Here is a 25,853-nt window from a genome sequence, read left to right on the forward strand (position 1 = left end):
TAATTGTCGATTTTATTATGGAAAGAGAGGTGATGGAGACGTTTACGTCTCATAATGTATGACTATGCATAAGTTAGTTTATGTAAAGCTTCACATAAACAAGTTTCATAATGACTTCCTCCTGTTCGTCCTTCTGTTAAAAAAGCCCCGGAATAATCTCCGCGGGCTATGCATCTGTTCCTTCCTTTTCGGAAAGAATCTGTTCATTTTTATGTAAGGGCGCATTCCCGCGCCCCGGGCTGTGCCATAGCCCTGCATTACTCGCCCTGATCCAGCTCTTCCGACTCTGATTCTTCCGATTCTTCGACAGGATCTTCGGCCGATGCCGTCTCTTCCTCATCGTCTTCATCGGGGATCTCATATTCCTCTTCGGATTCGTCCTGTTCATAATCTGCATCGGGATCCGGCTTCTGTGCTGTCTTCTTTTTCTTTTTGGTCTGGAGATAGAGATATCCGCCGCCGGCCGCTGCCAGCAGGATGATCACTGCAGCAAGTGGAAGCACATTGACCGATTTCTTTGCCGGCTTGCTTTTCTCCGGTTTTATTTCTTCCACTTCCGAAGTAGTGGCCGCCGCAGCCGATTTCGCCGCTGTTTTCTCCTTTTCTGTGGCTTTGTTATCTTTCTCTGTCTGAAGCGCCGTAGCTTCGTCCTCATCCATCAGGGCAAAAAGGTCAGCTTCATCTACCTGATTCAGGAAATGGACATTCTCATTGCCGTCCTCATCGCGGTCGATAATCAGATAGAAATAATTGCCGTTCTTGGTTACCAGCGTGATAAACTGCTTGCCGGCCCCGGTGGAAGATCCGATATCATCCACCAGCGTCATGTTGCCATCGGGCGTGAGAGGAGCAGACGATTTCTCATCCTCCATGCTCTCCATCATGAGGCCCAGCATTTTTTCCATGAATTCCTGATCAATGGCTCCGTCCTTCTTTTCCTTTTCCAGTACCTTCAGGTAATCCTTGCTGACATACCCGGTCTTTTCCGGAACAACGACCTGATACCATTCGCCGTCTTCCCCGACCACCTGCACCTCCTCGCCGGGAAGCAGATGTCCGATGATGTCATATTCCATTCCGCTTCCGGAGCGCAGATGAAGATAGCTGCTGACCTTGTCGTTTACGATTCCGGAAGAGGCACTCTCATCCGATTGTTCGCAGCTCCATTTCCAGTCCCCGATGGAATAAACCGTATTTCCATTTTCATCTACTGTAACGGTATAAGGCTTTTCCTCATTTGGGGCTTTCTCATTGTTCTCCGCAGCACCGTCTGCGGCAGGATCCCCTGTCGTCTCCGCAACCTTACTTTCTTCTCCCTTTGGAGACACGGCAGGAGCTTCCTTTGATGAAGCGCTGTCCGCCGTCTCTTCCGTGGATGCCGCATTCACAGAAACAGCATCAGCTTCACTACTGCCAGCGGCATAACAGGTCATTGTCCCAGGACCTGCAAGCATAACAACAGTCAGCATCCCTGCAATCAGGTTTTTAATCTTCATGTTCTGAATCCTCCTCTGTAGTCACATTCTCTGTTTTGGTTTCCTCCGGCTGCGTATAAATCCCGACGGCACCTTTCTCTGCCATGGCGATGATCTGCGCCAGCCGCTCCGGTGAGAGATTTGCCGCATGAACCATGTCGTGGATCACGGCATTTTCCTCCTCACGGTATCGTTCCTCGAGATTTTTAACCCGCGTCGTCCATTCCTTCTGTCTGACGCGGGCCTTTTCCAGATCCGCGCCGATCTTCTCAAGTTTTGTCATGTTCTGAACCTCCGTGATTTCAGTTCGGCAGTCGCCCGAAGCAGTAGAAGTGCTGCCTCCAGTAAGGCGTGTCGATGGACGCATACTGGATGGGATTGCCACAATGAATCATCATGTTGTTGCCAACATAAATGCCGACGTGCGATGCACCTGCGGTTTCATACGTTCCCTGGAAGAAAATCAGGTCTCCGGGCTGTGCTGCGCCTGCCGGGATAATGGAGCAGGAGTTTCTTAAGCCTTCCGCCGTCTGTCTGCCTACATTCCAGCCGTTGCCGCAGTGATTGATGACATAACTGACAAAGCCGGAGCAGTCAAAGCTCGTCGACGGTGATGATCCGCCCCATACATACGGATAACCCAGATATTTCTCTGCTTCATGGATCATGTTGGCAAACTTCGTATCGGTAAGTGCCTCACCCGGAATGTCATAATCCAGATACGCATCCGAAGTTGCTACATAGGGATCATCCGCGAAGAGATAGGCCTTGTTGCCTTTCGTCTCCAACAGAACCGCATACCGCTCGGCCTGGTCCCCGGACATCCCGCCCGATTCCGTGATAATATGACCGAGATTCTTGTTTCTGAGCGTGACATTCAGGATGTGATACTCATACTCCACCTCAACCTCATACGTATATTCCTCGCGGTCTGTTGTCCCGTCGGGGTTGCGCACGGTGCGGTGTCCGGTTCTTGTCTCTGTCCGGGTACGGATCTCTGTCTCCGGCGCGAGTTCCAGCTCGTACTGCTGATCAAACAGCTGCTTCAGCGCTGTCTGAACCTCATCCCGCGTATAATCCTCAAAGAAGACAGTCAGGTACGCCGTCAGCTGATACGGGTCATGTCCGATCTCGTCGAGATTAAAGTTGTATTCGTCGTAGCTCGGATAATCCGATTTAATGCGGTCAATCCGCTCCGACAGACCGGCTTCCATCGCCTTGTAATCGTCGTTCGCCCCGATAATGTCCTCATCGTTGGCGGTGAATGTCGTAGCCACAACAGCACCGGAGCCTCCCGGCAGAAAAGAGGAGCAGGAAGACATCGAGGAGCAGACCAGCAGGAGCAGGAGAGCCAGTCCTCCGGTGATCAGGAGCACATGTGGATGCTCCGCCGCGTACTCAAAGACATGATCCTTCAGTTCCGAGAGCTTCTGGCCAATTCCCCGGACTGCCTGTGTGCTCTTGCCTGCAGCACTTCCTGCCTCTGCTGCGTGTTCCTCCGCACGGCGGGCTGCAGCATATTCCCTGCGGATGGCTCTTTTCTGCTGCCAGCGGGAGATGGGATTGGAAAACTGTTCCGGGTTCTCTGCCATCCGCTGCTGATACAGTGCTTCCACGTTTGCGATGTCAGATTTGTCCATCAGCTTCTCTGCCTTGTCACAGGACTTCAGCTTTTTGCTGTAAGATGCATGTTCCACGGCATGCACTCCGCCTTCCGCCATACCGCTTCCGGTATTTGCCGCCTCCACGGCAGCATTGTCATCCTGATTCTCCGCGGCAACCTTTCCATGCACGGCTCCCGATACGAACTCAGAAGTCCTTCTGAAACGATTGCCCCCGCCGGCAGTTTCGCAGGCAGGGGCAGTCTCGTTTTCAAAGGTTAAGCGCACCTTGCGCTGTGACCTCTGATCCGTATTTAATTTCGGTCTGCGCTTTTTCCGGATTTTCTCTGCAGCGCGGTCCGCCCGGTCCGCTGCCCGGTCTGCCTTCTCTGCAGCCCGCCGCAGCTTCGGATTTTCCAGCTCATCCTCCGTAAACCGGAGGCGCGTTGCTTTCCCTGCCATCATGCCTCCTTTCCGCGAGGCTCTTTTCTGCTGTTCTCATCTTTTCCCTTATCCTTTACCGTTTCTGCCTCTTCATACTTCCTTTCCGGTGCCTTTACCTCGCTGAGCTTTGTCGTCATGATCTTGTAAAGCTTCAGATCTGTCGGGAAATGATCCACAAAAGGAAGAATGACACTGCCATAGAACAGAAGTCCCTCACCTTCCCCGGAATGCGTCACATAGGAGAGCTGATGAGAGGAAATATTCAGCTGCTGCGCCAGAATCTGCCGGTCACCCGCTGCCTGGTTCAGCATGTACACGAAGTCCGAGTTTTCAAAAATGTTCTCAACCTCCCGGCTGGACAGCAGATCCTTCACATTCTGCGTGATTCCTGTCGGAATGCCGCCCCATTTCCGGAAGCGCTTCCAGATTTCCACCGAGTACGCAGCCGTCTGCTCTTCCTTGAGGAGCAGGTGGAACTCATCCATGTAGTAACGGGTGGCACGGCCGGCGCTGCGGTTGGCAGTAACTCTGCCCCATACCTGATCCTGCACAATCAGCATGCCAAGCTTCTTCAGCTGCTTTCCGAGCTCCTTGATGTCATAGCAGACAAGCCGGTTTTCAATGTCCACATTGGTGTGGTGATTGAAGAGATTCAGCGAACCCTTCACATAGATTTCCAGAGCCGTTGCCACACGATGTGCTTCCTTTTCCTCCTGCATCAGAAGCGCATTGTACAGATCCTCGAGAAGAGGCATGTTCTCCGGCTTCGGATCCTCGAAATATTTCTGATAAATCCGGTGCACACAGCGGTCAATGACCGTCTTCTCAATCGGCTGCAGGCCCTCCTTGCCGCCGACGATCAGCTCGCACAGCGAAAGGATAAAGTCCGCTTTCAGCGCCAACGGGTTATCCTCCTCCGAGTAGGACTCATTGATGTCCATCGGATTGATATACTGTGTACTGGTCGGGCTGATTTTAATCACCTGTCCTTCAAAGCAATTGACCAGTGCCGTATATTCCGCCTCCGGATCGCAGATGATTACATCGTCATCCGTCACCAGAAATGCATTAGCGATTTCTCGCTTCGCCGCAAACGATTTTCCGGATCCGGGCGTTCCAAGGATCAGGCCGTTCGGATTCTTCAGTTTCTTGCGGTCTACCATGATCAGATTGTTGGAGAGTGCGTTCAGGCCGTAATACAGAGCCTCCTTTCCGGACTGGAAAAGCTCCTGCGTTGTAAAAGGGACAAAGATGGCTGTCGAGCTTGTCGTCAGTGCCCTCTGAATCTCGATCTGGTTATACGCAAGCGGCAGGGAACTCATCAGGCCCTGCTCCTGCTGGAAATCAAGCCTTCTGAGATTGCAGTTATGCTTCTGGGCGATGGAGGATGCCTGAAAAACATTGTTTTCCAGCTCCTGCGCATCCCTTCCGGTGTTCATCAGAAGAAAAGTAACCAGAAACATACGCTCGTTCTGCTGCTGCAGCTCTTTCAGCAATGCCTTTGCGTCCCTGCCGTAGGTCGCCAGATCCGATGGAATGATATCCATGTCGTATCCGGACCGGACCGCCTTTTTCTGTTCCTCGATCTTGCTCCGGTCAAGCTCCGTGATGGTATGCTTCACCTGCTTGATCGCTTCCGTCTGATCAACAGACTGAATGTGCATGGTGACAATTTCGCTCGATTCCATATCCAGAAAGTCCTTGAGCAGCTGGTCGGAAAGATCGGATGCCGTAATCTGGAGGTAACTCATAGCGCCACAGAGGCTGCCCATGGTAAAGGTTCTGCCGCCGGGAAACGAGAAGGAAGTCGGCGCGATGAAGTCCTTTACGGACAGACCGCTTCCGGCAAGCCAGTTCCAGTCAAAATAAAAACGGTCATTGTCGCCCATGTGAAACATGTCATGCATCAGCTGCAGACGCTCTTTGCCATTCAGCAGCCTGGCCGAAACGCCGAGCCTTTTGAAGTTGTTCATGAGGTTCATCTGCACATGATCCAGTCTCGGCTTTGCCTCCCGCATGGAATCCGCCTCAATACCGAAAGTGATGTATTTTGTCTTCGTGAGGCCGTTATTTCCCTGCGCGAGCTGCGTCTTCAGCATCTGGCTGTATTCGTTTCTCACTTCGTTGAAGTGATCGTTCCTGCCGGGAATGCGGATCTTTTTCTCAAAACTCTCCGCATCCGTTGCCATATTCATGAAGGACAGCTCAAAGTGAATCGAGCTGTCAAAAAAGTTGAGGAAGGAGCACCAGTCCTCAAAAATGGCGGTCTTGTCTTCCTGCTGGGCAAGCTGATAATTGATGTCCTGATACTGAATGGTTTTGGTGTAGTAGCGGTCTGTCACACGACAGATTCCGTCCGGAAACATGCGCTGAAACGGAATCGACTGCTGTGCGGTGCGTGGAATACCATCATCCCTCCGGGCATGATCAATCACCTTCTGTATCTGCCGGATCTGGGATTTACTCAGATTTTTTGGAAGGGTTGGGATTCTTTGTTCTGTCTTTCGAAACGGATTTGTCAGAGAAAACAATGCGATTTACCTCCTTTTCTGCCTGCGCCTGACGAATCAGGACAGCGTAATAATTGTTGGTCTGATAGGGACGGACACAGGGCCTTACAAATTTGGCCTCGATGAACTGCTTTGCAATTTTCTCCAGCGGCTGACCGTCCCTCTCATACATCCCAAGAAGAAAGAACGGCATCATGATCACGATCATGCAGACTGCCGCCATGCTGATGTTGCCGCTGCGCCGGATCAAAAAGAAAGACGGCACTCCGATCAGTGCCGCCAGTCCGAAGCAGAGAAGCTGCCGCTTCGTCAGGTTAAATAAAATCTTGCTTTTTACCCTCGTGAGATCACGGGGGACTGGAATATAGGCTGCCATTAACGAACCTCCTTCTGACTGCCATCATCAATGCGCCGAGAATACACTCTTGGCGAGCGTTCCCGTCTTGAACAACGTGAAACAAAGAAGCACCGTATATCCGAGAATTCCCCAGATGGACGCGATGATGTCATCCGAATAGGAAATGTTCTGAATCAGCACGGCATAAATGCCGACACAGATCATGATGAGAAATCCCTGGAAGCCGAGCGCAAGCAGGGACCGGAGATAATTCTGCCCGACCATGCTCTGTTCCCGATTCCCAAAGGTAGAAAACGGAATCGGTGCAAGACTCGTCATGAGATAAATCTCGATCATCCTTCCATAGACAATGACAAAGATCACGACACCAAGCACCTTTAAGGTTACTTGTACAATCATGGACTGGAGAAACAGGCCGAAGAGCGGGCCAAGTTCCATCGCTTCCAGCGTTTCCTTCATGTTTTCCAGCCCTGACGCATCCACGGCTGTGCTTCCGGCAATGATTCCCCCGGCGTTGCTGATCACATGCTGTGAGACATCAAACACCGCCATGACAATGGGAAATGTGTTGGTAATCAGCGTGACAGCGACAAAGGTCTTGAAGACCCACTTGAAAAAGATCCAGGTTTCGAAGTTGGCAAGGTTATTGTGATCAATAATCATCTGGATCAGCTCATAGCAGGCAATGAAGGTCAGGATCAGACCTGCTATCGGAATGATGACTGACTCGGAAACATTCCGGATCATGGAAAAGACTCCGGGAGAAAAGTTCGCCGGAGTCTGTCCCACCTGCGTTGCAATATCGCCAACCTGTGTATTCACCGAGTCAAACAGTCCCGAAAGCTGGTCCATGATGGCAGAGATCAATAGTCCCTTGAGCCATTCACCAATCTGTTCGAGTACACTGTTCAAAAACTACGCTCCTTTCTGCAGTACCGGGACTGCAATGTTGATGAACGCCATAAATATTTCCTCCTGCGGATTATTTGTTTTATATGATCAGAATATTAAAAGCTTAGCCTCACTTCCCGGCATGTGCACCTGCAGAGAAAAGGCAAAAAAATAGCCAAAGCTGATGATCGGTCAGCCTTGGCTATGTAATATTTCTGTCTTTTCCTTAGAAGCAAATCTTTTTATATCTGCCATCTATAAACTTTCTGCCATAATTTATTTCAGACTCATAATAATTTTAAAATAGCTGGGCAGGAATACGTCGTATTTCTTACCTTTTCATCCTTATTGAGAATTCCCTTAGCTACGAACTCATCTAACATATTATATAGTGTTGCCTTGCTTCCCGGAATATCATCCTGTATTTGCGTTGCCTTAAATGCAGGTCTTTTAAATATCTCATCTAAAAGCGTTATCGCATACTTCGAACTCATGTCAGAAATGCAAATTTCCTTAAATTTATTATATATATCAAGCATTGCTTTCGCTTTTTGCGTATTGATCTCAGCCTGCTCTACAACTCCTTCCAGGAAGTATTTGATCCATGTGGCATAATCATTGTGTTTAGATACAGCAGAAAGTTTCTCTAAATATAAAGCACGATCTTTTTCAAAATAAGCGCTCATATAAAATGTAGGCACTGGTAACATATTTCTATAATACAAAAAAAGAGGTATTAGTAACCGCCCAATACGCCCATTTCCGTCCTTAAAAGGATGAATCATTTCAAATTGACAATGAATAAGAGCTGCCTGAACCAGTAAGTCCACTTCATCATAATGAATATACTGCTCTAAATTCCCCATGTATTCGTTCGTCAGTTCAGGAGGTAATGGTGTGAATGATATAGCACTCGCACTACCAATATAGTTCTGCTCTGTTTTAAATTCACCAGGAGTTTTTGTTTGACCTCGTACATTGTCGAGAAGAATTTTATGCATCTCCTTAATCAAACGTGTACATAACGGCAGTTTATGTCTTCCTTCCTCTGAATCGTCATACATCGTCGACATTTTTTGTAATGCATAGAATAGCGCACTTCTATAATTCATTACCTCTTTCATTTCATCTTTAGAAACAGAAACCTGATTACCTGCATCATAGTTAATAAAATCTTCTATCGTAGCGTGTGTACCCTCTAACTTCGATGACAGGACTGCTTCCTGTGAAACCAATGGGGAAATAAGTAGCATCGGATTTATAGTATTTACAAGGAATCCTCTATATGCGCCCAGTGCATTATTTGCTCTTGAAATCAGACGAATAATATCTTTGTCAAACAATATGTTACTTAATTCTATAGGCAGCTTTTCCGGGACATGAGGTTCTGGAACGTTCTGGTAAATATCTTCAAAATTCATATTGGAACTCCTCTCGATTAGTTTAATGATTTTCGGAATTTTATACTTGCTTTTCGCTGGTTCTAATATTCTCAGGATTATTAGACTTAACCTTTTTTGGTCTAATTATCTCCACCTCTTTAGAACAAGCATTATCTTAGTTTAATATATTCGATATTTTTGAACTATAATATCACTTAGTCCAGCATTTTTCAATTTATTATACTTGTCCCAATATGTATGTCAGGTGACATGAGTCACCTGACACGTTTTTCTGCCCAAGAAATAAGTTCACTTGGAGATCAGCCAAAAAGTCCGGAAAGCAGCGGTACAAGGGTGATACCGATGAGGGCGACACCGCCGCCTGCCATCAGCTGCTTCATGCCCTGGGACTTCGCACCGGATAGCGATAGGTAATCCCTTGAAATTATCTCAGGATTTTCCCCCGCTCCACACCGTGCGTGCGGCTTTCACCGCACACGGCGTTCCATCGAATTCAGTAGTTTTGGGACATGAAGCACACAACTTACACACTTCGTTACAGCATTTCATTCAAAGAATAATGGGCGGCATTTCTGCCAATGCACGAAGCTTATTAAGCTTTACAAGTTGTTTTGGTTCAAGATTAAGGAATTTCAGGAGTCTCTCGACGGTTGGGTCCTGTGTTGCATGGATGATGGTATGCACATCCTTCTTAATCAAAATCAGGTTGGCATATTCATCGGTTCCACCTTTGCTGACAGGCAGCTTGTGGTGACAGTGGATGTCATGAGGAGCCATTGTCTCCCCAGTGACAGCACATTTTCCGTACTGTGCCGCATACAGTGAAATCCTGTTATCCGCATACTCTATAGATCGACCCCGGACAGGATTACGCATCACCCAAAGCATTGTTTCTGTGTCAATTTGAAGATTCTTATGAATCAACTCACGACCTTCCACCGTATACTTATTGACCGCCTTGCGTTTATGCTGGGCGTTCTTGGGCTGTGCAAATCCCACCGGAACCACAGGCCGCTTGTGAAGAAATCTCAGCTGTCTGCTTTCTCCATATTTCCGCTTGATAAACCCATCCTTGAGATATCCTGTTTTGGACAGATCGCCTTTCAGCCTGTTTCTGAGCTGTTTGTTAATACTGAAGGCAAGCTTTCCGAAGTCATGGGATACTTCTGTAGCAATACAGTAGTATTCGTGAAGTCCTGCAACAACAGAATTGTATTTCTGTAACTGCATGAACTGTGCTTCTTCTGACGAATGAGCCAGCTTCTTCACTTCTTCGGATAACTTTTCATGTGCCTTTTTGTACGCCTTATCGCTCATATGAGACCGAATGACATATTTTCTGCCCTTTTTACGAACTTTCAGCTTGAATCCGAGAAATTCAGAATACTGCCGTCTCAGGTTCACGACCTTGGATTTATCAGGACTGATATCTAGCCCCAGTCTGTCCTTCAGCCATAATTCTGTAGCTTTATAGGCCCTGACAGCTTCCTCGTGAGAGGAACAGAAGATTTTGAAATCATCTGCGTATCTGACCGCATGCATTTCTTTCAGTCTGCTTCTGCGCAAAGCTCTGTAGGCATGGCTCTTGATCTTTGTGCCACTCGCATTTTCTCTTATCTTGAATTCTGTTTTGGTTGGCATTTCTTCCCATTGGGAAGCAATCCACCAATCCAGTTCATTCAATACGATATTTGCAAGTAGAGGTGACAGGATTCCTCCCTGTGGTGTTCCCTTGGTCGGATAAACCTTTTCACCGTTTGGCATAATGACCGGCGCTTTCAGCATTTCCTTAATGATGCATATCAGCTTTTTGTCACGAATTCCCAATGCCCATATCTGACGAATCAGTTTTGTATGGTTGATGTTGTCGAAGAATCCTTTGATGTCAAGATCAACGACATGATACAGGTGCTGTACCTGCACCAGCCGCATACACTGTGCAATCGCTGTTTCAGCAGAACGATTCGGGCGGAACCCGTTAGAATTCTCACTGAACTTTGCTTCACAGATCGGCTCCATGACCTGTAGAACACACTGTTGGACAATGCGGTCTATGATCGTAGGGATTCCCAGCGGTCTCATCTTTCCATTGGGCTTTGGTATCTCCACACGCCTTACGGGACGCGGGTGATAGTTGCTGAATTGATTTCGTATCCGGCGGACGTATTCTTCCTCACTTAATTTCATGAGGCTTTTTATCGTCCGCTTATCCACACCAGCCGTATTACTTCCTGTATTCTTTTTAATCGTCCGATACGCCAGCTTGATGTTTTCCTCGCTCTCGATGATTTCCATCAGGTGATTGAAGGTTTTTCCATTTTTACTTTCGGCATACAGACGGTCAAAGGCTGACTCCATATCGTAATACTCTGAATTGCGGATTTTTCTCTGTTTGCTTTTCCTTTCTTGCTGCTCCGAAGTGGGCACAGGCATCCTCTCCTTCCGGTTTGGATTTTCTTTGTCATACTCGAAGCTGTGTTTGTTGTGTATTTTATGATTTTTACTGAATTCGACTTGTGGCCGTCCCTCCACCGCTTACTTGTTCACGGCTTCACAGGTACCATGCCACTGCTCTCACTGGAATAAAGAATGGTTATTGCCCTCTCGCGAAGGTATTCCCATCCACCACTTCATCGGCCTGCAACAGCCTCCGTGTTCCCAGCTTTCCACGTTCCGATATTCCTATCATTGGATACCTTTAGGTCTTTCCTCTAAGCCTGTATCCGGTCATGCATAACCGCACCGCCTGTAACGATGCATGGACTTTCATAACAACCAGTCTTACTTATCCACGGATACCACCGTAAAAGGTGTACTGCCTTTCGACAGTATCAACGTTTAGACTCGTACATTCAGAAATTCGTCAGATATCTCTATCATCCTGACCATGGGTAACCGAACCCCGGCATATAGGCAGCACCATCCACCGCTGGACAGCTTTCGTGTATCGTCTGAAAACCATACTTACGACTGCTCTCTGCCGACTTCACCGAGCTCTATAACATCTTTTGGGGAAACCTGTTGCAAGGTTTCCTGCCATTCGGAGTATTAGGTAGGCGCTTCAGGGCGTTACTCCCTCATTTCACCAATCGGAATATCAGTTCTCCAAAGTTTTCGGGTCAGTGCCCTTCGACTTTGTGCGCAAGCTTTTCACTTACGAACGTGTCGCACGATTATCGTTGCCGTAACCTTCCAGAAGGTTGATTGCTCCCCAGATGCCAAGACCTGCACCAAGTGCAACAACAAGAGTTTGCAGTACGGTGATTGCGCTGTTGAAAAATTCCATAATGAATTTCCTCCTTAAAATTAGATGATTGAATTGGGATTAATGGTTCTTATCTTTCCTTCATGGAAGATCTTCCATGAGGCTTTCCAGTCGATGATCCTGCTCTCCGTTCAGACAGATCCGAAAGTACCGAGCCTCTGTCTTTATTCTTGTAAGCTTCCAGCAGGGATTTGAGCTCTGTATTGGATACCTCCCGGGTTTCATGCCCCCAGACAGGCATCCCGTTTTCGTTCATGCCTGTTTTCACGGATCTGGACAGTCTGGTTGTTCCGTCCTCGGGGAGCTTCATCCACACACCCTTGCCGAATTTGTTGTCATGAATCATCTTTGGTGAAATCACAAAGGATTCCCAGGGCCGGCTGTCGCTTTGATCCGGATTCGGGATCTTTACTTCCACCAGCTCCTTCCCGCTTTTCGAGGTAAACGGATCGCCAACGAGTCCTCTTCCAAACTTAATTGTCACTTCCGCCGGCGGTTCAAAAGTTTCCCCTCTTGCCATCGCTTCCTCAGCCTCCCTGACAAAGTCGGGGACCGAATCCGGTATTCTGTTTTCATCTGCCATTTTTTAAACCTCCTGATCTTCCGCAGAGACAACAAAAAACTCATCCTTCGGGTGAAGTTTTGCTCTGGTATCCAGAAACTTCTCAATGTCGAAGGTGAGTTTCTTATCGAAATCAGCTGTGTATTTGTAATTGGGATGCTTTGTCAGATCGTATTTGTCTGACAGAAATGGACGGACACCGCGCAGCTGCAGGACACATTTGCTGCCGTCCAGTACGGCAAGCTCATCTCTGCTCATCAGCTCTTTGCCCAGTTTCTGATAGTTTGTTCCGTAGCTTGGGCTGTTGCCCCGCGTATCCGAGGTATTGAAGGTATCAATCGTTTCCTTGCCGAGCGCCTCCGAAAGTTCCTTCAGCGTGGTAGGTTCCGAGCCGCCCAGGAATACCTGGGAATCCATGTTGCCGATGATCGTATCGGCATTGTCCTTGTAAATTGCCTTCAGCTGCGATCTTGCCTGCAGCACCAGACAGGCGCTGATCTCACGGCTCCGGATGGTTGCCACCAGCTTTTCCAGATTCGGGATCTGCCCGATATTTGCCGCCTCGTCAATCAGACACCGGACGTGTACCGGAAGCCGCCCGCCGTAAACATCATCAGCCTTCTCACAGAGCAGATTGAACAGCTGCGTGTAGATCATGCTGATCAGGAAATTGAAGCTGCTGTCTGTATCACTCATCATGAGAAAGAGTGCTGTTTTTCTGTCTCCCAGCGTATCCAGCTCCAGCTCATCGTACATGGTGATTTCCCGGACTTCCTGAATATCAAAGGGTGCCAGCCTTGCGCCGGCTGAAATAAGGATCGATTTCATTGTTTTGCCGGCAGCTAATTTAAATTTCGCGAACTGCCGCACCGCAAAGTGGTCCGGCTTGCGCTTCTTTAAATCCTCAAACATCAGATCCACAGGATTCTGGAAATCCTCGTCATCCTCGCGGACCTCCATTGCATTGATGAATTCAATTAGTGTGGCAAAATTCTGTTCCTCCTTCGGTGCCTCGTAATGGATATAACCAATGAGCGCACAGTAGAGCAGTGTTTCCGCTTTGTCCCAGAACGGATCCGCTCCCTTTCCCTCGCCCTTGGTATTCGTCATCAATGTCGTTGTCAGCTTCAGAATGTCCTTCTCGCTGTGAATATAGGCGAACGGGTTATAATGCATGCTCTTCTTGAAATTGATGGTGTTAAATATCTTGATCCGGTAATTCGCGCGCTCAAAAACGTGGCCCACCTCCAGCAGCGTCGTTCCTTTCGGATCCGTGAGGACATAGGAACTGTGAAGCTGCAGAAGATTGGGCTTGATCCAGAACCTTGTCTTACCTGAACCGGATCCTCCGACAATCAGCACATTTTTGTTTCTCGCATTGGCTGGATTTTTCGGGCGGTTGCTCATCATGAGCCGCTCCGTCCTCGTGAGAATAATGTTGTTCTCGAAAACCGGATCCATGAATGGGTCAATGTCCTTCGGTCCTCCCCATCTTGCTGAGCCATATTCCTGATTGTGTCTGTAATGCTTTGCGTTCTTTCCGCGGAGATAAACCGCAAGCCACATGGCTGCACCGGCCAAAGCTCCAACGAATAGATCCAGCGGGTGCAGGCTGGGGGACGGATTTTCAAATGCTGTCCCGATCATGGAAAAGAATGACAGCATCTTTTCTGATGCATCGACTCCTTCAGCAAGACGCCAGGCTTCTCCAAAGTTGGTACAGACCAGACCAACCATGAGATAGGGGAGGATCCGGATCAGAAGCTTTTTTAATTTCGCTGTATCTATCTTCATCGCGATTGCTGCCTCTGTTTTTCCCTGGATACCACCTTTGCAGGAATACCCTTTACGACTTCAGCCATCTTGTGCAGTGCCTTCAGAACGCTCGGACGTCCGGATTTCGTAAGGATCTCCGCTGAATAGGCGTTAAATGCCGCTGTCATCGCATCTGCATCCCTGGCCTTGAAAAAGACAAGATACTTCGGCGGCATGACGGATCTGTCTTTTGTAATGGCGTAATCTACTCCGTACTTCCTGGCGTATTTTTCAAATCCATGGAGATCTGTTTTTGCGATATCGATGTTGCTGACGCCCTGGTTCTGACCGATCAGCTCTTTTATGGTCTGCTTTCCAACGGGTTTCTGATTCTTTCCGACGGTTAACTTGTGCTTCATCATAGCCATGCCTTTTAATGCCGCCTTCATGATCAGCCGTGCGCTGATCTTACCGGTGCTGATGGCAAGGTTCACCGTCCTGTTTTCCACTTCCTCCTGCAAGGATCACCACCTCCTTTTCCTGTCATTTCAATGCCCGTCTATTTCCGGCTTCCGATGCTTTGGCCGCGCAGCTGCATCCCTGCCGGGCCCTTTCGCATCCTCTGCTCCCTTAAGCCTTTCCTCCGGAATCGGAATCGCCATAATACTGTTGCCCATCCGGACAAATGCCTCCGGCTGATGGAACTCCTTCTCAAACTTTTCTGTCTGTTCCTTTGTGAGTGAGCAGAATCCCTCTTCGCTAAGGCCGGTCACCAGAAACGTTCCTGCCATCACATCGAGAACTTCGCCATTCTCATCCTTCAGCGCACGATTCAGCGGAAGTCCGCTCAGCTTTCCTTCCTCATTGACGATCAGCCCCACATTCTCCTCAAACGGATATACTGCCTCGATCATCCCGCCGACGGCATTCTGCAGGCTTTTGAGATCCGAGCCGATTTCCACCACCTGCGGATGTTTTTCCGGTTCCACAAGAAGCGCCGTCATGGCAGATGGATTTTCCATATGGTTACCCGCGGCCTGTTCTCTGGATTCTTCTCTGGCCTCAAAGCTTCTGGCATTTTCAAAGACTCGCTCTCTGCTGTCATAGTGATAGACAAAATCCGAAAGCCGGTCAGCCGGTGCCACCTCGGTCTGATTAATGGATCGAACCATATCTTCAAGATCCTTCCTGCCGATGGTTCCGTCATCCTGATAGAGCAGAACCTCATGAATGGAAGAGGGCAATACGAAGAAGTCGCCGCCGAGCGTCTTTGCGGCCTGATCCAGAAATCCCGGATACTGAATGACACATGCTCCGTTCATCCCTCCATCCACGGACGCAACCCAGAGAGACGAGCTATCCATTTCCACGCCGGTAAGGACATCTTCCATATTCCGGAGGGACGCCGGCCGGTTATTTACCGTTGCGGCCATGGCATCCTGATGCAGCTGCTCCGCGTCGATGCCATAGCGGCGAAGCATGTCATTGGTCACGAGTATGCTTGCCCGGCCGTTTTCCGTATCTCCCAGATCAAAGCGGTATACCAGAGTCATATCCTCCACCTTGCGGTAAGGAACATCCTCCAGCTTGTATCCGTTCCCATCCGCTGAGAGAAGCTGCAGGGTAAGCAGCTCCTTCATCTTTGAGTAATCCGCCAGGTCCAGTTTTTTCATTACCTCGTCAGCCATTGCTTAATCCTCCATATCTGATTTTGGGAACACGTAACCGTGAATGGCTCTGCCATTCGCATCCACAATGAGCGTCATATGCCCCGCCAGATAATCCATGGCCGCGGCATAATCCTGTGTCGTAATTTCGTGCAGCCTGTTATGCTTAACGTCGACTCTCGCGATAAACACGGGATCCACCACCGTAATTTCCTCCTGATTTTCAAATGCAGGCGTCATATAGTGGAGCAGAAGGCCTTCCCGAATCTCAAAACAGGTAAAATTCATTTCATTCATGCCGTACTGATCCAGTGCATCCTCGGCAGACATCAGCTCCGGACGTTTTCCGGGCACCGCATAAAGAACGAGGCTTTCAATGCCGCAGTCGTGGTTTCCATCATCTTCCTCGTGCTGTTCCGCATTCATCGATTTCCCGGCATTACGCAGCTCCTCCAGCTCTTTCCGAAGATCCTCCGTGAGGTCCAGAATCATGTCTGAAGCATCGGTGAAGTTTTCGGCAAGCTCATCCAGGACATCGGCAACCTCCAGCATCGTATTTTCGATTTCCGATTCCGGTGATGCCGTTCCGGATACCGCCGGATTCTTTTCCTCCGCCATGCTTCTGCGTCTGAGAAATCCCTGCATCTGCTTCATCACATCGTCTTTTGTCATGCTTTATCGTTCTCCCTTTCTTCGATTGATAAAAAAAGCACCATCAGGATCTCTGACAGTGCTTCAGTAAACGCTACTTGATTTTGTGTTAATGCTCCTGGCCCCGGGACTTCTTTTTCTGCCACTGGTCCAGCAGCCTGATGATGGTATCCTGCATCTGCTGCGTCGTATACGACCTTGGAAAATATTTGCGCAGCTGCTCATTCCGAAAAGTTACTCTCTCCAGGTCTCCCTTCTTCACCTCATTCATGATTTCCCTCGCCGTGTCCAGACTGAAATTCCCATCCTGGCTCAGCTTCTTTAACCTCTGCGCCTGAGAAAGCGACGGTGCCGCCTGTGCCTCATCCATTGCCTCCAGAAAGATCTCCTGTTCCTCCGGCTTAAGATAGGAGAGCTCAACTGCAGGATTGAAGGAGATCTGCTTCTGGTCCACCATATCGAGGATCGAGGGAATCAGACTGGTAAGGCGGATGTAGCGCTTCACATTGTCCTTACTCATTCCTGCAGATTCTCCTATGATCTCCGTTGACAACTTCGGTGCAACTTGCACTGAAGTTAGATCTGAACGCGACCCTTGGTGATTCAGAGCCTCCAATTTCATCTTAAAAGCAAATGCCCGCTCGCTTGGCAGGATATTTTCCCTCTGCAGATTGGAGTCCACCATCAGCACCGTGGCAGCATCATCATCCATCTGACGGACAAGCACCGGGACTTCGGTAAGACCTGCGGCCAGTGCCGCGTGCGCCCGCCGATGGCCGGAGATGATCTCAAAGGTTCCATCATCCAAAGGTCTTGCAATCAGCGGTGTCAGCACGCCGTACTGAGCAATACTCTCGGTGGTTCGTAGCATCGCCTCATCATCGACGACCTTGAACGGGTGATTCTTAAACGGCACCAGCTTGTCAATTGCAACCGGCTGCACCTTTTCCAGCGCTTCCTCAGCCCGACTCTCATCAGTACGGAAGATGTCATCGTAACTGCTCAAGCTGATGTTTCCTCTTTTTGGCATCGGCCAGCACCTCCTTCGTCAGTGATTGATAAGCTTCCGCGACCTTCCCGCCGGGATCGTGCCGGTAGATGCTGCAGCCCTCCGCGGAGATTTCCGCCGCGCGGACGCTTCTCGGGATATCCGTGTCATAGACATGCAGCTTCCCGCCGTAGGTTTCCCGGATGAGCTGGCTGATTTCCCTGGCAAAGTTTGTCCGGGCGTCGACCATCGTAAGAAGGATTCCTTCCACATGGAGCTTCGGATTGATCTGCCTCCTGACCTTGTTCACGGTCTGCAGAAGCTGCTCAAGGCCTTTGGCAGACAGGTAATTTGCCTGTACCGGGATCAGCACCTGATCGGAAGCCGCAAGCGCGTTGATCGTCAGCATCCCGAGGGATGGCATGCAGTCCAGCAGAATGTAGTCATAATTTCCTTTGACCGTCTCAAGATACTGTTTCAGCACGGTTTCCCTGCTCATGGCATTGACCAGAGAGACCTCCAGACCGGAAAGTGTGATACTCGCGGGAACCAGATCCACACCTTCTTCATGGGCGAGGATTCCTTCCCGCGGCGCAATCGGCTGATCTTCGATCACTTTCTGCAGGAGATCCGTCAGCGTGACCGGCAGGTCATCCGGTCTTGGATGTCCGAGTGCAATCGTAAGCGAACCCTGCGGATCCGTATCAACAAGGAGCACTTTCTTCCCTTCCATGGCAAGTCCGATCCCCAGGTTCTCGCAGGTGGTGGTCTTGCCCGTCCCGCCTTTCTGGTTTGTGACCGCCATGACTGTAGCCTTTGACAATGTTTCTCACCTCCTTCAGTTTTGACCGTAAAAGTCATTATTCACCCACGCCTGGTAGTATGGGCTGATTGTCGCCGGTGCATTATAAAGCGTGGCAAGCAGATACTGCTTCATGTTGCGGACCTTCGTTGTATTTTCATGCAGGCAGTGGAGAATATATTCCATGTGGCTGTGATCCAGCTTCATGAACCGGCTCTTTACGACTTCCGCCGGCTTGTCGTCGCCGGCGATGCGGATGGTCTGACGGCAGCTACACAAGACATCCACAATCAGATCCAGAATGCCGAGAATGGTTTCCTCTTCATGGGGATTTTCCTGAAGCAGAAGATCAATACTCAGCGATTTCCGGAAGTACTCCTCATACTGCGTTCGCTCCTGCATTCCTTCCTCATCGCATCCGGATAAGATAGGATAGGTATTGTTCAAATCAGTATAGTTATTATTAGTATTGATTCCGTGTCGTTTCGACACTTCCGGAGATGTCGAAAGAACACTTCCTGACGTGTCATTCTGACACTTCTTGAAATGTCCTGTCTCTGAGTTATCCACACTGCTGGCGGAGTTATCCACACTGCTGATGAAGTTTTTGACAAAGATGAGATTTGGTCTGCCCAGTCCCTGCCGTTTCCGCTCGATGAGTCCGCCTTTCTCCTCCAGCTCCTGAAGCAGCTGACCGGCTTTTTTATTGCCGCAGTTTAAATCCCGCATGATCTGCTCAATGGTGTAGATGATATACACACGGCCCTGTTCATCCGTCCAGTTGTTTCTGACGGAGAGATCCAGCTTATCAAGCATGATTCCATAGAGTGTTTTTGACTCCGCCGAGAGATCTTTGAACTGATCCCTCGTAAAGAGGACCTTGGGTACACGGTAGAAGGAGAATTGTTCTGCCTGCGCGCCGTAGAAATAGTCAAACATGCATTTATTTCACCCCGCCTTTCGCAACTTTTTCTCTCTTCAGTGGCTGCTTTCGAAATACATCCCCGTTCCGACCGTATGGGCACCTTGTGAAGACGCAGGTGCGGTACCGGAAATCCTCCCTGTGATAAGCGCATTTCGCGCAGCTCATAGGTTCCGCAGACGTATTTTTCTCCGCCTTCCGGCAGAGATGCTCATAATACCGAAGCCGTTCCTCCTGATCACGCATTGTCTCCACCTGCTTTCTCCATCCGTCTGGCATTCATCCATCGGTTCAGCTGCTTGTAGCAGACAGCACTCACACAGGGCCTGCCCTTTGCATAACAGCAGTTTTCGCATTTCTTTTCCTGCTCCGTCTTGATTACCTCCGCAAGGTAATAGCAGTTCTCTGTGCCCAGGATGCACCCGGACTTACGGTTCTTCCAGAAAAAGCACTTGCGGCAGGTTTCCGGCTTATCCGCGAAGTAATGAACGCCGTCGATCACGATTGTCTTTCGTCCTGTTTTGTTTCTCACCTTAATACCCTCCATGTATTTGTCCCGTTCCGGGCTATCCCGGAGACGACAAAAGCCCCACAGTGATTTTTGACACTGCGGGGCTATGTAAGATATCGATATTCTGTCGCCTGATCTAATTCAGGCGTTCGTTATTAGAAATCTAATTTTTCCTGTGGGTCTCATCTAACGCGATTAGAAATCCGCCTGCAGAACATAAGCTGCCTATCTTTATTTTCCGATCCTTTCCGACGGAATCTGTGCGTTTTCAACAGAAAAACACATACATACACCGGTAATCAGGGAACCTTACGCCATTTTTAGCAGGACGGCTGCTTCAGCCTGATTTTGCCCGTTAGAAAAATGGCCTATTTTATTAGCAATCCTCTAATCGAAACCCGAAATGATTAGATGAAATAAAAAAAGCATGGGAGAATTTCAAAGAAATCTTCCACGCCTTTTCGGGTAACGTCCCTGATGTGATTCGAACACACGACCTTCCGCTTAGGAGGCGGACGCTCTATCCAGCTGAGCTACAGAGACATATGTAATTTTTCTTGATTTTACGCGGTTTTTTGCGCCCCGGTCAAGATCCGGTATGTAAATCGGAAGCCTTTTTCGATTAGAAAAACTCGTTTTTGCTAATCAATTCCGGCTCCCGAATGACCATCTTTGTAAAAACGTTCCTTCCGCCACTCGTTAGCAGTTGGTGTAAATCTGCATCCGACTCGAACTACCGTCAAAATTTCTAAATTCTCTCCGGCGGTAGGAAGCCTTCTTCTTAGGAGGCGGACGCTCTATCCAGCTGAGCTACAGAGACATAGTATCGAGAGTTCAATACTTTAATGCGAATGTTTCATCATGTGCATTTACGAAGTATTCAAAATATACGTGCTTTATCTTATCACACAATCCGAGATTTCGCAAGAAACCTTGCCCCATTACATACAATGAGAAGCGATGACAGACAGGAACGATATGAAGGAACTCAGACGGTATTTTATTCAGCGACGGATTCCAGCACTAAAAAAGACTGCCGCTTTCACGACAGTCTCCTTCAGGATTATATGATGTATCAAATCTCTATCTAATCAAAATCCGCTGATCCCAGACCGGTAGTTTTTCAGACCACCGGTCCTTAGCGGCATTCAGGGAACAATTCCGGAAATGCATCATTCGATCGTAATATATTTATGTTCTTCCTCTTTCCTAGCTTCTGCCTTCTTCGGAATCGAGATCTTCAGAACACCATTTTCAAATCCGGCCTTGACCTCATCCTCTGTGACATCACTGCCAACATAGAAGGATCTCTGCATAGCACCGGCATAGCGCTCCTGGCGGATCATTTTACCTTCCTTGCTCTTCTCGTCCTTATCCAGACTCTTTTCAGCTGAAATTGTAAGATAACCATCCTTCAGTTCCAGCTTTACATCGTCCTTCTTCATGCCAGGCAGATCTACCGCAAGCTCATAGCTGTTATCTGTTTCTCTGACATCCGTCTTCATTAGATTTTTAGCATGTCTGCCAAACAACGGATTTTTCTGACCAAAGAAGCGATTTCCTGCTTTTGCAAGTGCACGCTCATCTCTGTCAAAATCATCAAAAACATCATCCATCATATCATTCTCACCAAATACACTAGGCATAAACATAAAACTTACCTCCTTATATATGGCTCGCTCAGGATGTTGGTTCTGAACCGTCGTTACTAAAATTTATGTAAACTACCTTACCCTCGTGCGGATCGCCCCGGGCCGTTCATCTCGCCCGGAACCCAGGCACTTATGTATGACCCGCGGCAGAAGCATTCGCCGAGTAAGCTCAGGCGAATGCTTCCGACGCCTCATTATCCCTCAATCGCGATGGTCTTCTTTTCCGGAATCTGCTGCTTAGCTTCCTTCTTAGGGATCGCTATGGTAAGCACACCATCAACGAACTTTGCGTGAATGTCTTCTTCCTTGAGATCGTCGCCTACATAGAAGCTTCTCTGCATGGATCCGGAGTAACGCTCCTGTCTTACCATCTTACCATTCTTATCCTTCTCATCCTTGTTTTCATTATGGGCAGCCTGAATGGTAAGGTAGCCATCCTTAAGCTCCAGCTTCAGGTCCTCTTTCTTGTAGCCCGGAAGCTCAACATTCATTTCATAGTCCTTTTCATTTTCCCTGATATCGGTTTTCATGAGGCCTGCTGCATTCTGTCTATATCTGTATGCAGGCTGATAATCAAACCAGTCATCATTAAAGAAATCATCCAAAAGATTCTCACCAAATACACTAGGCATATACATCATAATTCATAACCTCCTGCTATCTATTGGAAATCAGGTTCTCCGGAGCTCCCGCTCCTTTGTACCTCATCTCTTTTTCTCTTTACATCTCGTATTATAGTCACTTTGTTAGCAATGTCAAGCGTTGAGTGCTAAATAAATTGTGAACAATGTGTGACGTTTCGAGCGTCTGCCATGCCTACTACCTGCTGTCAACTACCACGCACCTAAATGAATACGCCCTGAGAAAGCAAACAATTGCGCTATTTTGTTATTGATTACTTATGAAGCATAAAAACAACGTATTTGGATGAGCATAGATCCATGTTACATTTTTAGCATAAAGTTCGTTGTTGAACGATGGCGAAAGAGGGCATGGATATGATTTCAAAAGAAAAATCAGATGCTGTTGCGATCAGAGGATCTAAAAACCAGGCATTTACTAGTAAACAACTGATGGTATTAGTCGGAGCTTGTCTGTATCAATGCGCTATGATTGGTATTTTACTGAACTGTTCCGGCGTTCTTTTTGCCGAGATGCGTCACGAACTTGGATTTACTATGTCGAAAGTATCGTTGTATAATACTATAAAAAGCGTGATAACGGCACTGGCGGCTGCATCGGTAACAGCGTTATATTTTAAATCCAAAAAACCAGTTTTTCTGCTATTGAATCAGCTTGTTACAATCAGCGGTTTCATGCTGCTTACAGTGGGAACAACGGGTCCCATGTGGTATGTATCAGCGGTTTTATGTGGTTTATCAGGCTGTGTAGGTAGTGTGGCTATTCCGATGCTGCTGACGCAATGGTTTCCACAGAATGCCGGTACGGCAACAGGCATTGCAATGTCGTTTTCTGGTATTGGTGGAGCTGTCTGTAATCCTTTATGTGCTAAAATGATTGGCGTTATTGGATGGAAGGGAACGATATATTTTTTGAGCATAATTACACTTATGCTGACAATTCCGGGGCTCTTCCTTATGTTTCGATACCCGGTGCCGGATGCACAGATGCAGAAAAGAGAAAAAGAGACATCAGTACCCGTCAATGTTAGCAAGAGGATTGTCACGATCATTCTTGTTTCGATTGTGCTGGTAGGGGGCGGTTTAGGCGTGACATTTGCTGTAAATATTAGCATGTATGCGCAGAGCATAGGATATTCTCTGACGGTAGGAGCATCGTTGACAACCATGATTATGCTTGGCAATGTTTGCAGTAAATTTTTGTATGGGATTTATTGCGATAAAAAAGGTGTATGGAAAGCAACCATAGGAGCATTGTCGGTGGTTTTGGTCTCCGTTCTTAGCTATATATTCCTTCAGAATCATGTGATCATCCTATTTGCAGCATCTTTCGTTTACGGCTCAGTATATGCATTATCTGTGGTTGGTCTTTCGAGGTGTTGTGTACAGCTTATGGAGAGCAGGAAAGCAAGCATTACATTGGGATTCATACGTGTATCCATAGTGTGATCATGGCGGGTTCTTCTCTGATGGTGGGTGTTCTGTTTGATCGCTTTCAGAGCTTCTCACCGGTACTTTTCATCGTTCTTGCAGCGATGTGCTGTTCAGTCGCTGCGTGCGTTGTAATGGAGAAACGTAAGATTAATGAATACTCGTGATTTACAGATTTTTATCAAAATCGCTGATTATAATAGTATTACGAGGGCGGCAGAAGATGTACAGATGACACAACCTGCAGTCAGTAGTATATTGAAACGTCTGGAAGAAGAACTGGGCTATGCGTTGTTTTCACGTAGGGGAAAATGGCTGATTATGAATGCGCAGGGGGAGCTTTTTTATCGCGCAGCTCGGAAATTTCTGGAAGAATTTTCACATGTACAGGAAGGATTATACCTCGAAAACTATCCACAGGAAGAAATTGTGATTCAAATTTGCCGTAATAGTGACAAACTATATTCTTTGCTGGGAAGATTCTCTATGGCAAACCCAACCATACGTTTGATCCTTCAGCGTGGCAAAGCCTCTCAGCAGGAAAATTATCGTAAAGCTGATTTTACGATTTCGCTTGAAAAAGAGCATAATCCCAGAAAACAATTTTATCCACTTGAGCATTGTGCGGCGCTTTATGCGCTTATCCAGAAAAAGAACCCATTGTCTTCGAGGCACTGGCTGCGATTAGAAGATTTGAAGCAGGAATCGTTTGTGTTTTTGAAAAATAAAGATGATTCTATTCCGGAAAGAGTATATCAAGCTTGCATTCAACTCAATTTTCATCCAAAAGTATCCGTATTTACAGATTCCATCATTAATAAATATTTGGCAATCCGTTGTGGCTGTGGTGTTGGACTCTCTTTTGATAATGAAGTATCGTTTGCTCCAAGATGTTCTGACTGGGCTGTAATTCCTGTGATGGAACCTTTAAGTGTGGAGTGGGTTGGTTTATCGTGGTTTGAGGATAAACTTTCACCTGCAGGAAGAAAACTGCTGACATTTATTAAGGAAGAGGCATAGTGTTTATGGACATCGATTTTCTGCATGATTTTTCAGTGATTGCTGAACATGAAAATATAACGATTGCAGCTGAGATTCTGAATATTTCTCCATCTGCACTTTCAAATAATCTTCATAAACTTGAAAAAGAATTAGGCTATATGTTATTTGATCGAACGGCAAAGGGAATCAAGCTGAATGACAGTGGGAGATATTTTCTTAAATGGGTCCGCAAAAATCGTGACTTTTCACAGAAAATTATTATGAAGCTGCATGAATCCACAACTGTTCGCGGAGTTCTGAAAATTGGTGCTGTGGCTGAAACAGATACATTATTTATTCTGATTGCGGCTTTTCAAAAGCGTTATCCAGAGATCCGTGTAGATGTCTATAACAACAGCGTTTTTCTGGAACAGCCCTTGCAGACAGATTTGGATGTCTTTTTACTCCCCGAAAAAGGAAATACTCTTCCAGGCATTGTCCTGGGTCGACGCACTTCGATTTTTGTTTTGATGCATTCCGGACATGTTCTGGCAAATAAGAAAAAACTGACGATGGATGATCTGCGAGATCAGCCATTTGTTATTTGTGCAAATGATAGAAAAGTTGATTGGATATATGAATATTGTCGCTTGCATGGATTTCAACCAAGAATTCAAATTCTATGTGAAAATATAAACCGAAAAATAGATATTATTTCAGAAACGGAGGTCCTGGCACTCAGCTATAATACGCTGCAGCAGTTAAGAAAAAGCATCTGTGGATTATGTTCGATTCCATTGGAAACAGAGGATGACATTGATCAGCGTCTGATTTTAGCCTGGCGTGAGAAACCGTTAAATCCACTCGCCGATCTCTTTTCTGATTTTGCCAGAGAATTTGAAGCAAATGGTCGTGATGCCTACATCTGAATTGAGATATGATACAGCCCTCAAGCAGCCAAAAGATGCCTGAGAGCTGTTTTTGTTTGAATTTCTAATATGATCTAGTCTTGCTACGGTCTATGACGCTGTTTTTTATGGCTGATTTTGTTATTTTTATCAATCATTAAAATTATATGAATTTATATGAATTTAAGATCTTCAAATCAAAAAAGAAATTCCAGATCTTAAACCGCAACGAATTTTTGCTTTATCGGAATAGACATTGTAGATATAGTATATAAAAATATGATTTGATATGAAATAATTGTACAGATTATTCGCTTTTTTGAATGATGCATAACATATCGCTTTTTGAATATTGAACAATTTGACATAAAATCAATGGTAGTTAAAGTAAATCATTGGTTATAAGTGTAATGACTTCTACAGAAGCAAACGGCC

General features: G+C 47.3%; 22 protein-coding genes, 1 tRNA gene and 2 pseudogenes. 3 read left to right on the plus strand and 22 right to left on the minus strand.

Annotation, left to right across the window (positions count from 1 at the left end):
* Positions 1–257 precede the first annotated feature (257 nt).
* The 22 genes and pseudogenes from ACTNEN_RS02085 to ACTNEN_RS02190 form a co-directional block, all read right to left on the minus strand.
* Entirely contained in the window at positions 258–1,496 is a 1,239-nt protein-coding gene (locus tag ACTNEN_RS02085; protein ID WP_441204413.1) for a CD1107 family mobile element protein, read from the minus strand.
* Positions 1,486–1,758 (minus strand): DUF4315 family protein, encoded by a 273-nt coding sequence (locus ACTNEN_RS02090; protein ID WP_441204414.1) that lies wholly within the window; start codon positions 1,756–1,758, stop codon positions 1,486–1,488. Before ACTNEN_RS02090 ends, ACTNEN_RS02085 begins: the two co-directional genes overlap by 11 nt.
* Positions 1,759–1,777: 19 nt before the next feature.
* A complete protein-coding gene (locus ACTNEN_RS02095; RefSeq protein ID WP_441204415.1) occupies positions 1,778–3,538 on the minus strand; it encodes a C40 family peptidase in 1,761 nt (586 codons plus the stop codon).
* Positions 3,538–6,009: a VirB4-like conjugal transfer ATPase, CD1110 family gene (locus ACTNEN_RS02100; RefSeq protein ID WP_441204823.1), complete on the minus strand. Its 2,472-nt coding sequence runs from the start codon at positions 6,007–6,009 to the stop codon at positions 3,538–3,540. Before ACTNEN_RS02100 ends, ACTNEN_RS02095 begins: the two co-directional genes overlap by 1 nt.
* Positions 5,981–6,406 carry a PrgI family protein gene (locus ACTNEN_RS02105; RefSeq protein WP_441204416.1) on the minus strand — a complete coding sequence of 142 codons (426 nt, stop codon included), beginning with the start codon at positions 6,404–6,406 and terminating at the stop codon, positions 5,981–5,983. The genes ACTNEN_RS02100 and ACTNEN_RS02105 overlap by 29 nt, the downstream gene beginning before the upstream one ends.
* A gap of 27 nt (positions 6,407–6,433) precedes the next feature.
* Positions 6,434–7,300 carry a VirB6/TrbL-like conjugal transfer protein, CD1112 family gene (locus ACTNEN_RS02110; RefSeq protein WP_441204417.1) on the minus strand — a complete coding sequence of 289 codons (867 nt, stop codon included), beginning with the start codon at positions 7,298–7,300 and terminating at the stop codon, positions 6,434–6,436.
* 266 nt (positions 7,301–7,566) lie between these two features.
* Positions 7,567–8,700 (minus strand): Fic family protein, encoded by a 1,134-nt coding sequence (locus ACTNEN_RS02115; protein WP_441204418.1) that lies wholly within the window; start codon positions 8,698–8,700, stop codon positions 7,567–7,569.
* A gap of 281 nt (positions 8,701–8,981) precedes the next feature.
* Positions 8,982–9,080, minus strand: a pseudogene (locus ACTNEN_RS02120) (Maff2 family mobile element protein); the annotation flags it as partial.
* A 151-nt stretch (positions 9,081–9,231) separates the two neighbouring features.
* Positions 9,232–11,115 (minus strand): group II intron reverse transcriptase/maturase, encoded by a 1,884-nt coding sequence (gene ltrA, locus ACTNEN_RS02125; RefSeq protein ID WP_441204419.1) that lies wholly within the window; start codon positions 11,113–11,115, stop codon positions 9,232–9,234.
* Positions 11,116–11,839: 724 nt separating this feature from the next.
* A pseudogene (locus ACTNEN_RS02130) lies at positions 11,840–11,968 on the minus strand (Maff2 family mobile element protein); the annotation flags it as partial.
* 49 nt (positions 11,969–12,017) lie between these two features.
* Positions 12,018–12,530: a hypothetical protein gene (locus ACTNEN_RS02135; protein ID WP_441204420.1), complete on the minus strand. Its 513-nt coding sequence runs from the start codon at positions 12,528–12,530 to the stop codon at positions 12,018–12,020.
* Positions 12,531–12,533: 3 nt separating this feature from the next.
* Positions 12,534–14,303, minus strand: a complete 1,770-nt coding sequence (locus ACTNEN_RS02140) for a VirD4-like conjugal transfer protein, CD1115 family (RefSeq protein ID WP_441204421.1) — start codon at positions 14,301–14,303, stop codon at positions 12,534–12,536.
* A complete protein-coding gene (locus tag ACTNEN_RS02145; RefSeq protein WP_441204422.1) occupies positions 14,300–14,785 on the minus strand; it encodes a PcfB family protein in 486 nt (161 codons plus the stop codon). The genes ACTNEN_RS02140 and ACTNEN_RS02145 overlap by 4 nt, the downstream gene beginning before the upstream one ends.
* A gap of 27 nt (positions 14,786–14,812) precedes the next feature.
* Entirely contained in the window at positions 14,813–15,952 is a 1,140-nt protein-coding gene (locus ACTNEN_RS02150) for a DUF5688 family protein (protein ID WP_441204423.1), read from the minus strand.
* Positions 15,953–15,955: 3 nt separating this feature from the next.
* A complete protein-coding gene (locus tag ACTNEN_RS02155; RefSeq protein WP_441204424.1) occupies positions 15,956–16,603 on the minus strand; it encodes a hypothetical protein in 648 nt (215 codons plus the stop codon).
* A gap of 88 nt (positions 16,604–16,691) precedes the next feature.
* Positions 16,692–17,612 (minus strand): ParB/RepB/Spo0J family partition protein, encoded by a 921-nt coding sequence (locus ACTNEN_RS02160; RefSeq protein ID WP_441204425.1) that lies wholly within the window; start codon positions 17,610–17,612, stop codon positions 16,692–16,694.
* Positions 17,572–18,375, minus strand: coding sequence for a ParA family protein (locus ACTNEN_RS02165; RefSeq protein WP_441204824.1), 804 nt, complete (start codon positions 18,373–18,375; stop codon positions 17,572–17,574). Before ACTNEN_RS02165 ends, ACTNEN_RS02160 begins: the two co-directional genes overlap by 41 nt.
* Positions 18,376–18,408: 33 nt before the next feature.
* On the minus strand, positions 18,409–19,311 hold the full coding sequence (locus tag ACTNEN_RS02170; RefSeq protein WP_441204426.1) for a DUF6017 domain-containing protein: 903 nt from the start codon (positions 19,309–19,311) through the stop codon (positions 18,409–18,411).
* A 221-nt stretch (positions 19,312–19,532) separates the two neighbouring features.
* Positions 19,533–19,826 carry a hypothetical protein gene (locus ACTNEN_RS02175; RefSeq protein WP_441204427.1) on the minus strand — a complete coding sequence of 98 codons (294 nt, stop codon included), beginning with the start codon at positions 19,824–19,826 and terminating at the stop codon, positions 19,533–19,535.
* Between the two features lie 448 nt (positions 19,827–20,274).
* Positions 20,275–20,348: transfer RNA gene (locus ACTNEN_RS02180), tRNA-Arg, on the minus strand.
* A 629-nt stretch (positions 20,349–20,977) separates the two neighbouring features.
* Positions 20,978–21,457 (minus strand): Hsp20/alpha crystallin family protein, encoded by a 480-nt coding sequence (locus ACTNEN_RS02185; RefSeq protein ID WP_441204428.1) that lies wholly within the window; start codon positions 21,455–21,457, stop codon positions 20,978–20,980.
* A gap of 194 nt (positions 21,458–21,651) precedes the next feature.
* The gene (locus tag ACTNEN_RS02190; protein WP_441204825.1) at positions 21,652–22,095 is read right to left on the minus strand and encodes an Hsp20/alpha crystallin family protein; all 444 of its coding nucleotides are present in this window, start codon (positions 22,093–22,095) and stop codon (positions 21,652–21,654) included.
* 360 nt (positions 22,096–22,455) lie between these two features.
* Between ACTNEN_RS02190 and ACTNEN_RS02195 the strand changes: the two genes are divergently transcribed.
* The 3 genes from ACTNEN_RS02195 (at position 22,456) to ACTNEN_RS02205 (ending at position 25,439) form a co-directional block, all read left to right on the plus strand.
* On the plus strand, positions 22,456–23,547 hold the full coding sequence (locus ACTNEN_RS02195) for an MFS transporter (RefSeq protein ID WP_441204429.1): 1,092 nt from the start codon (positions 22,456–22,458) through the stop codon (positions 23,545–23,547).
* A 135-nt stretch (positions 23,548–23,682) separates the two neighbouring features.
* Complete coding sequence (locus tag ACTNEN_RS02200) at positions 23,683–24,549, plus strand: LysR family transcriptional regulator (RefSeq protein ID WP_441204430.1); 867 nt, start codon at positions 23,683–23,685, stop codon at positions 24,547–24,549.
* A 5-nt stretch (positions 24,550–24,554) separates the two neighbouring features.
* On the plus strand, positions 24,555–25,439 hold the full coding sequence (locus ACTNEN_RS02205; protein ID WP_441204431.1) for a LysR family transcriptional regulator: 885 nt from the start codon (positions 24,555–24,557) through the stop codon (positions 25,437–25,439).
* Positions 25,440–25,853: the final 414 nt, after the last annotated feature.

This window comes from Oribacterium sp. HCP28S3_H8 (genome assembly GCF_052064775.1).
GTDB lineage: Bacteria > Bacillota > Clostridia > Lachnospirales > Lachnospiraceae > Oribacterium.

Bases quoted from the DNA above. Each gene is read 5' to 3' on its own strand.
- ACTNEN_RS02150 (WP_441204423.1), bottom strand. From the start codon at position 15,952: ATGGCTGACGAGGTAATGAAAAAACTGGACCTGGCGGATTACTCAAAG.
- ACTNEN_RS02200 (WP_441204430.1), top strand. From the start codon at position 23,683: ATGAATACTCGTGATTTACAGATTTTTATCAAAATCGCTGATTATAAT.
- ACTNEN_RS02140 (WP_441204421.1), bottom strand. From the start codon at position 14,303: ATGAAGATAGATACAGCGAAATTAAAAAAGCTTCTGATCCGGATCCTC.
- ACTNEN_RS02170 (WP_441204426.1), bottom strand. From the start codon at position 19,311: ATGTTTGACTATTTCTACGGCGCGCAGGCAGAACAATTCTCCTTCTAC.
- ACTNEN_RS02115 (WP_441204418.1), bottom strand. From the start codon at position 8,700: ATGAATTTTGAAGATATTTACCAGAACGTTCCAGAACCTCATGTCCCG.
- ACTNEN_RS02085 (WP_441204413.1), bottom strand. From the start codon at position 1,496: ATGAAGATTAAAAACCTGATTGCAGGGATGCTGACTGTTGTTATGCTT.
- ACTNEN_RS02195 (WP_441204429.1), top strand. From the start codon at position 22,456: ATGATTTCAAAAGAAAAATCAGATGCTGTTGCGATCAGAGGATCTAAA.
- ltrA (WP_441204419.1), bottom strand. From the start codon at position 11,115: ATGCCTGTGCCCACTTCGGAGCAGCAAGAAAGGAAAAGCAAACAGAGA.
- ACTNEN_RS02165 (WP_441204824.1), bottom strand. From the start codon at position 18,375: ATGGCGGTCACAAACCAGAAAGGCGGGACGGGCAAGACCACCACCTGC.
- ACTNEN_RS02105 (WP_441204416.1), bottom strand. From the start codon at position 6,406: ATGGCAGCCTATATTCCAGTCCCCCGTGATCTCACGAGGGTAAAAAGC.
- ACTNEN_RS02135 (WP_441204420.1), bottom strand. From the start codon at position 12,530: ATGGCAGATGAAAACAGAATACCGGATTCGGTCCCCGACTTTGTCAGG.
- ACTNEN_RS02185 (WP_441204428.1), bottom strand. From the start codon at position 21,457: ATGTTTATGCCTAGTGTATTTGGTGAGAATGATATGATGGATGATGTT.
- ACTNEN_RS02090 (WP_441204414.1), bottom strand. From the start codon at position 1,758: ATGACAAAACTTGAGAAGATCGGCGCGGATCTGGAAAAGGCCCGCGTC.
- ACTNEN_RS02160 (WP_441204425.1), bottom strand. From the start codon at position 17,612: ATGCCAAAAAGAGGAAACATCAGCTTGAGCAGTTACGATGACATCTTC.
- ACTNEN_RS02205 (WP_441204431.1), top strand. From the start codon at position 24,555: ATGGACATCGATTTTCTGCATGATTTTTCAGTGATTGCTGAACATGAA.
- ACTNEN_RS02190 (WP_441204825.1), bottom strand. From the start codon at position 22,095: ATGTATATGCCTAGTGTATTTGGTGAGAATCTTTTGGATGATTTCTTT.
- ACTNEN_RS02095 (WP_441204415.1), bottom strand. From the start codon at position 3,538: ATGGCAGGGAAAGCAACGCGCCTCCGGTTTACGGAGGATGAGCTGGAA.
- ACTNEN_RS02155 (WP_441204424.1), bottom strand. From the start codon at position 16,603: ATGACAAAAGACGATGTGATGAAGCAGATGCAGGGATTTCTCAGACGC.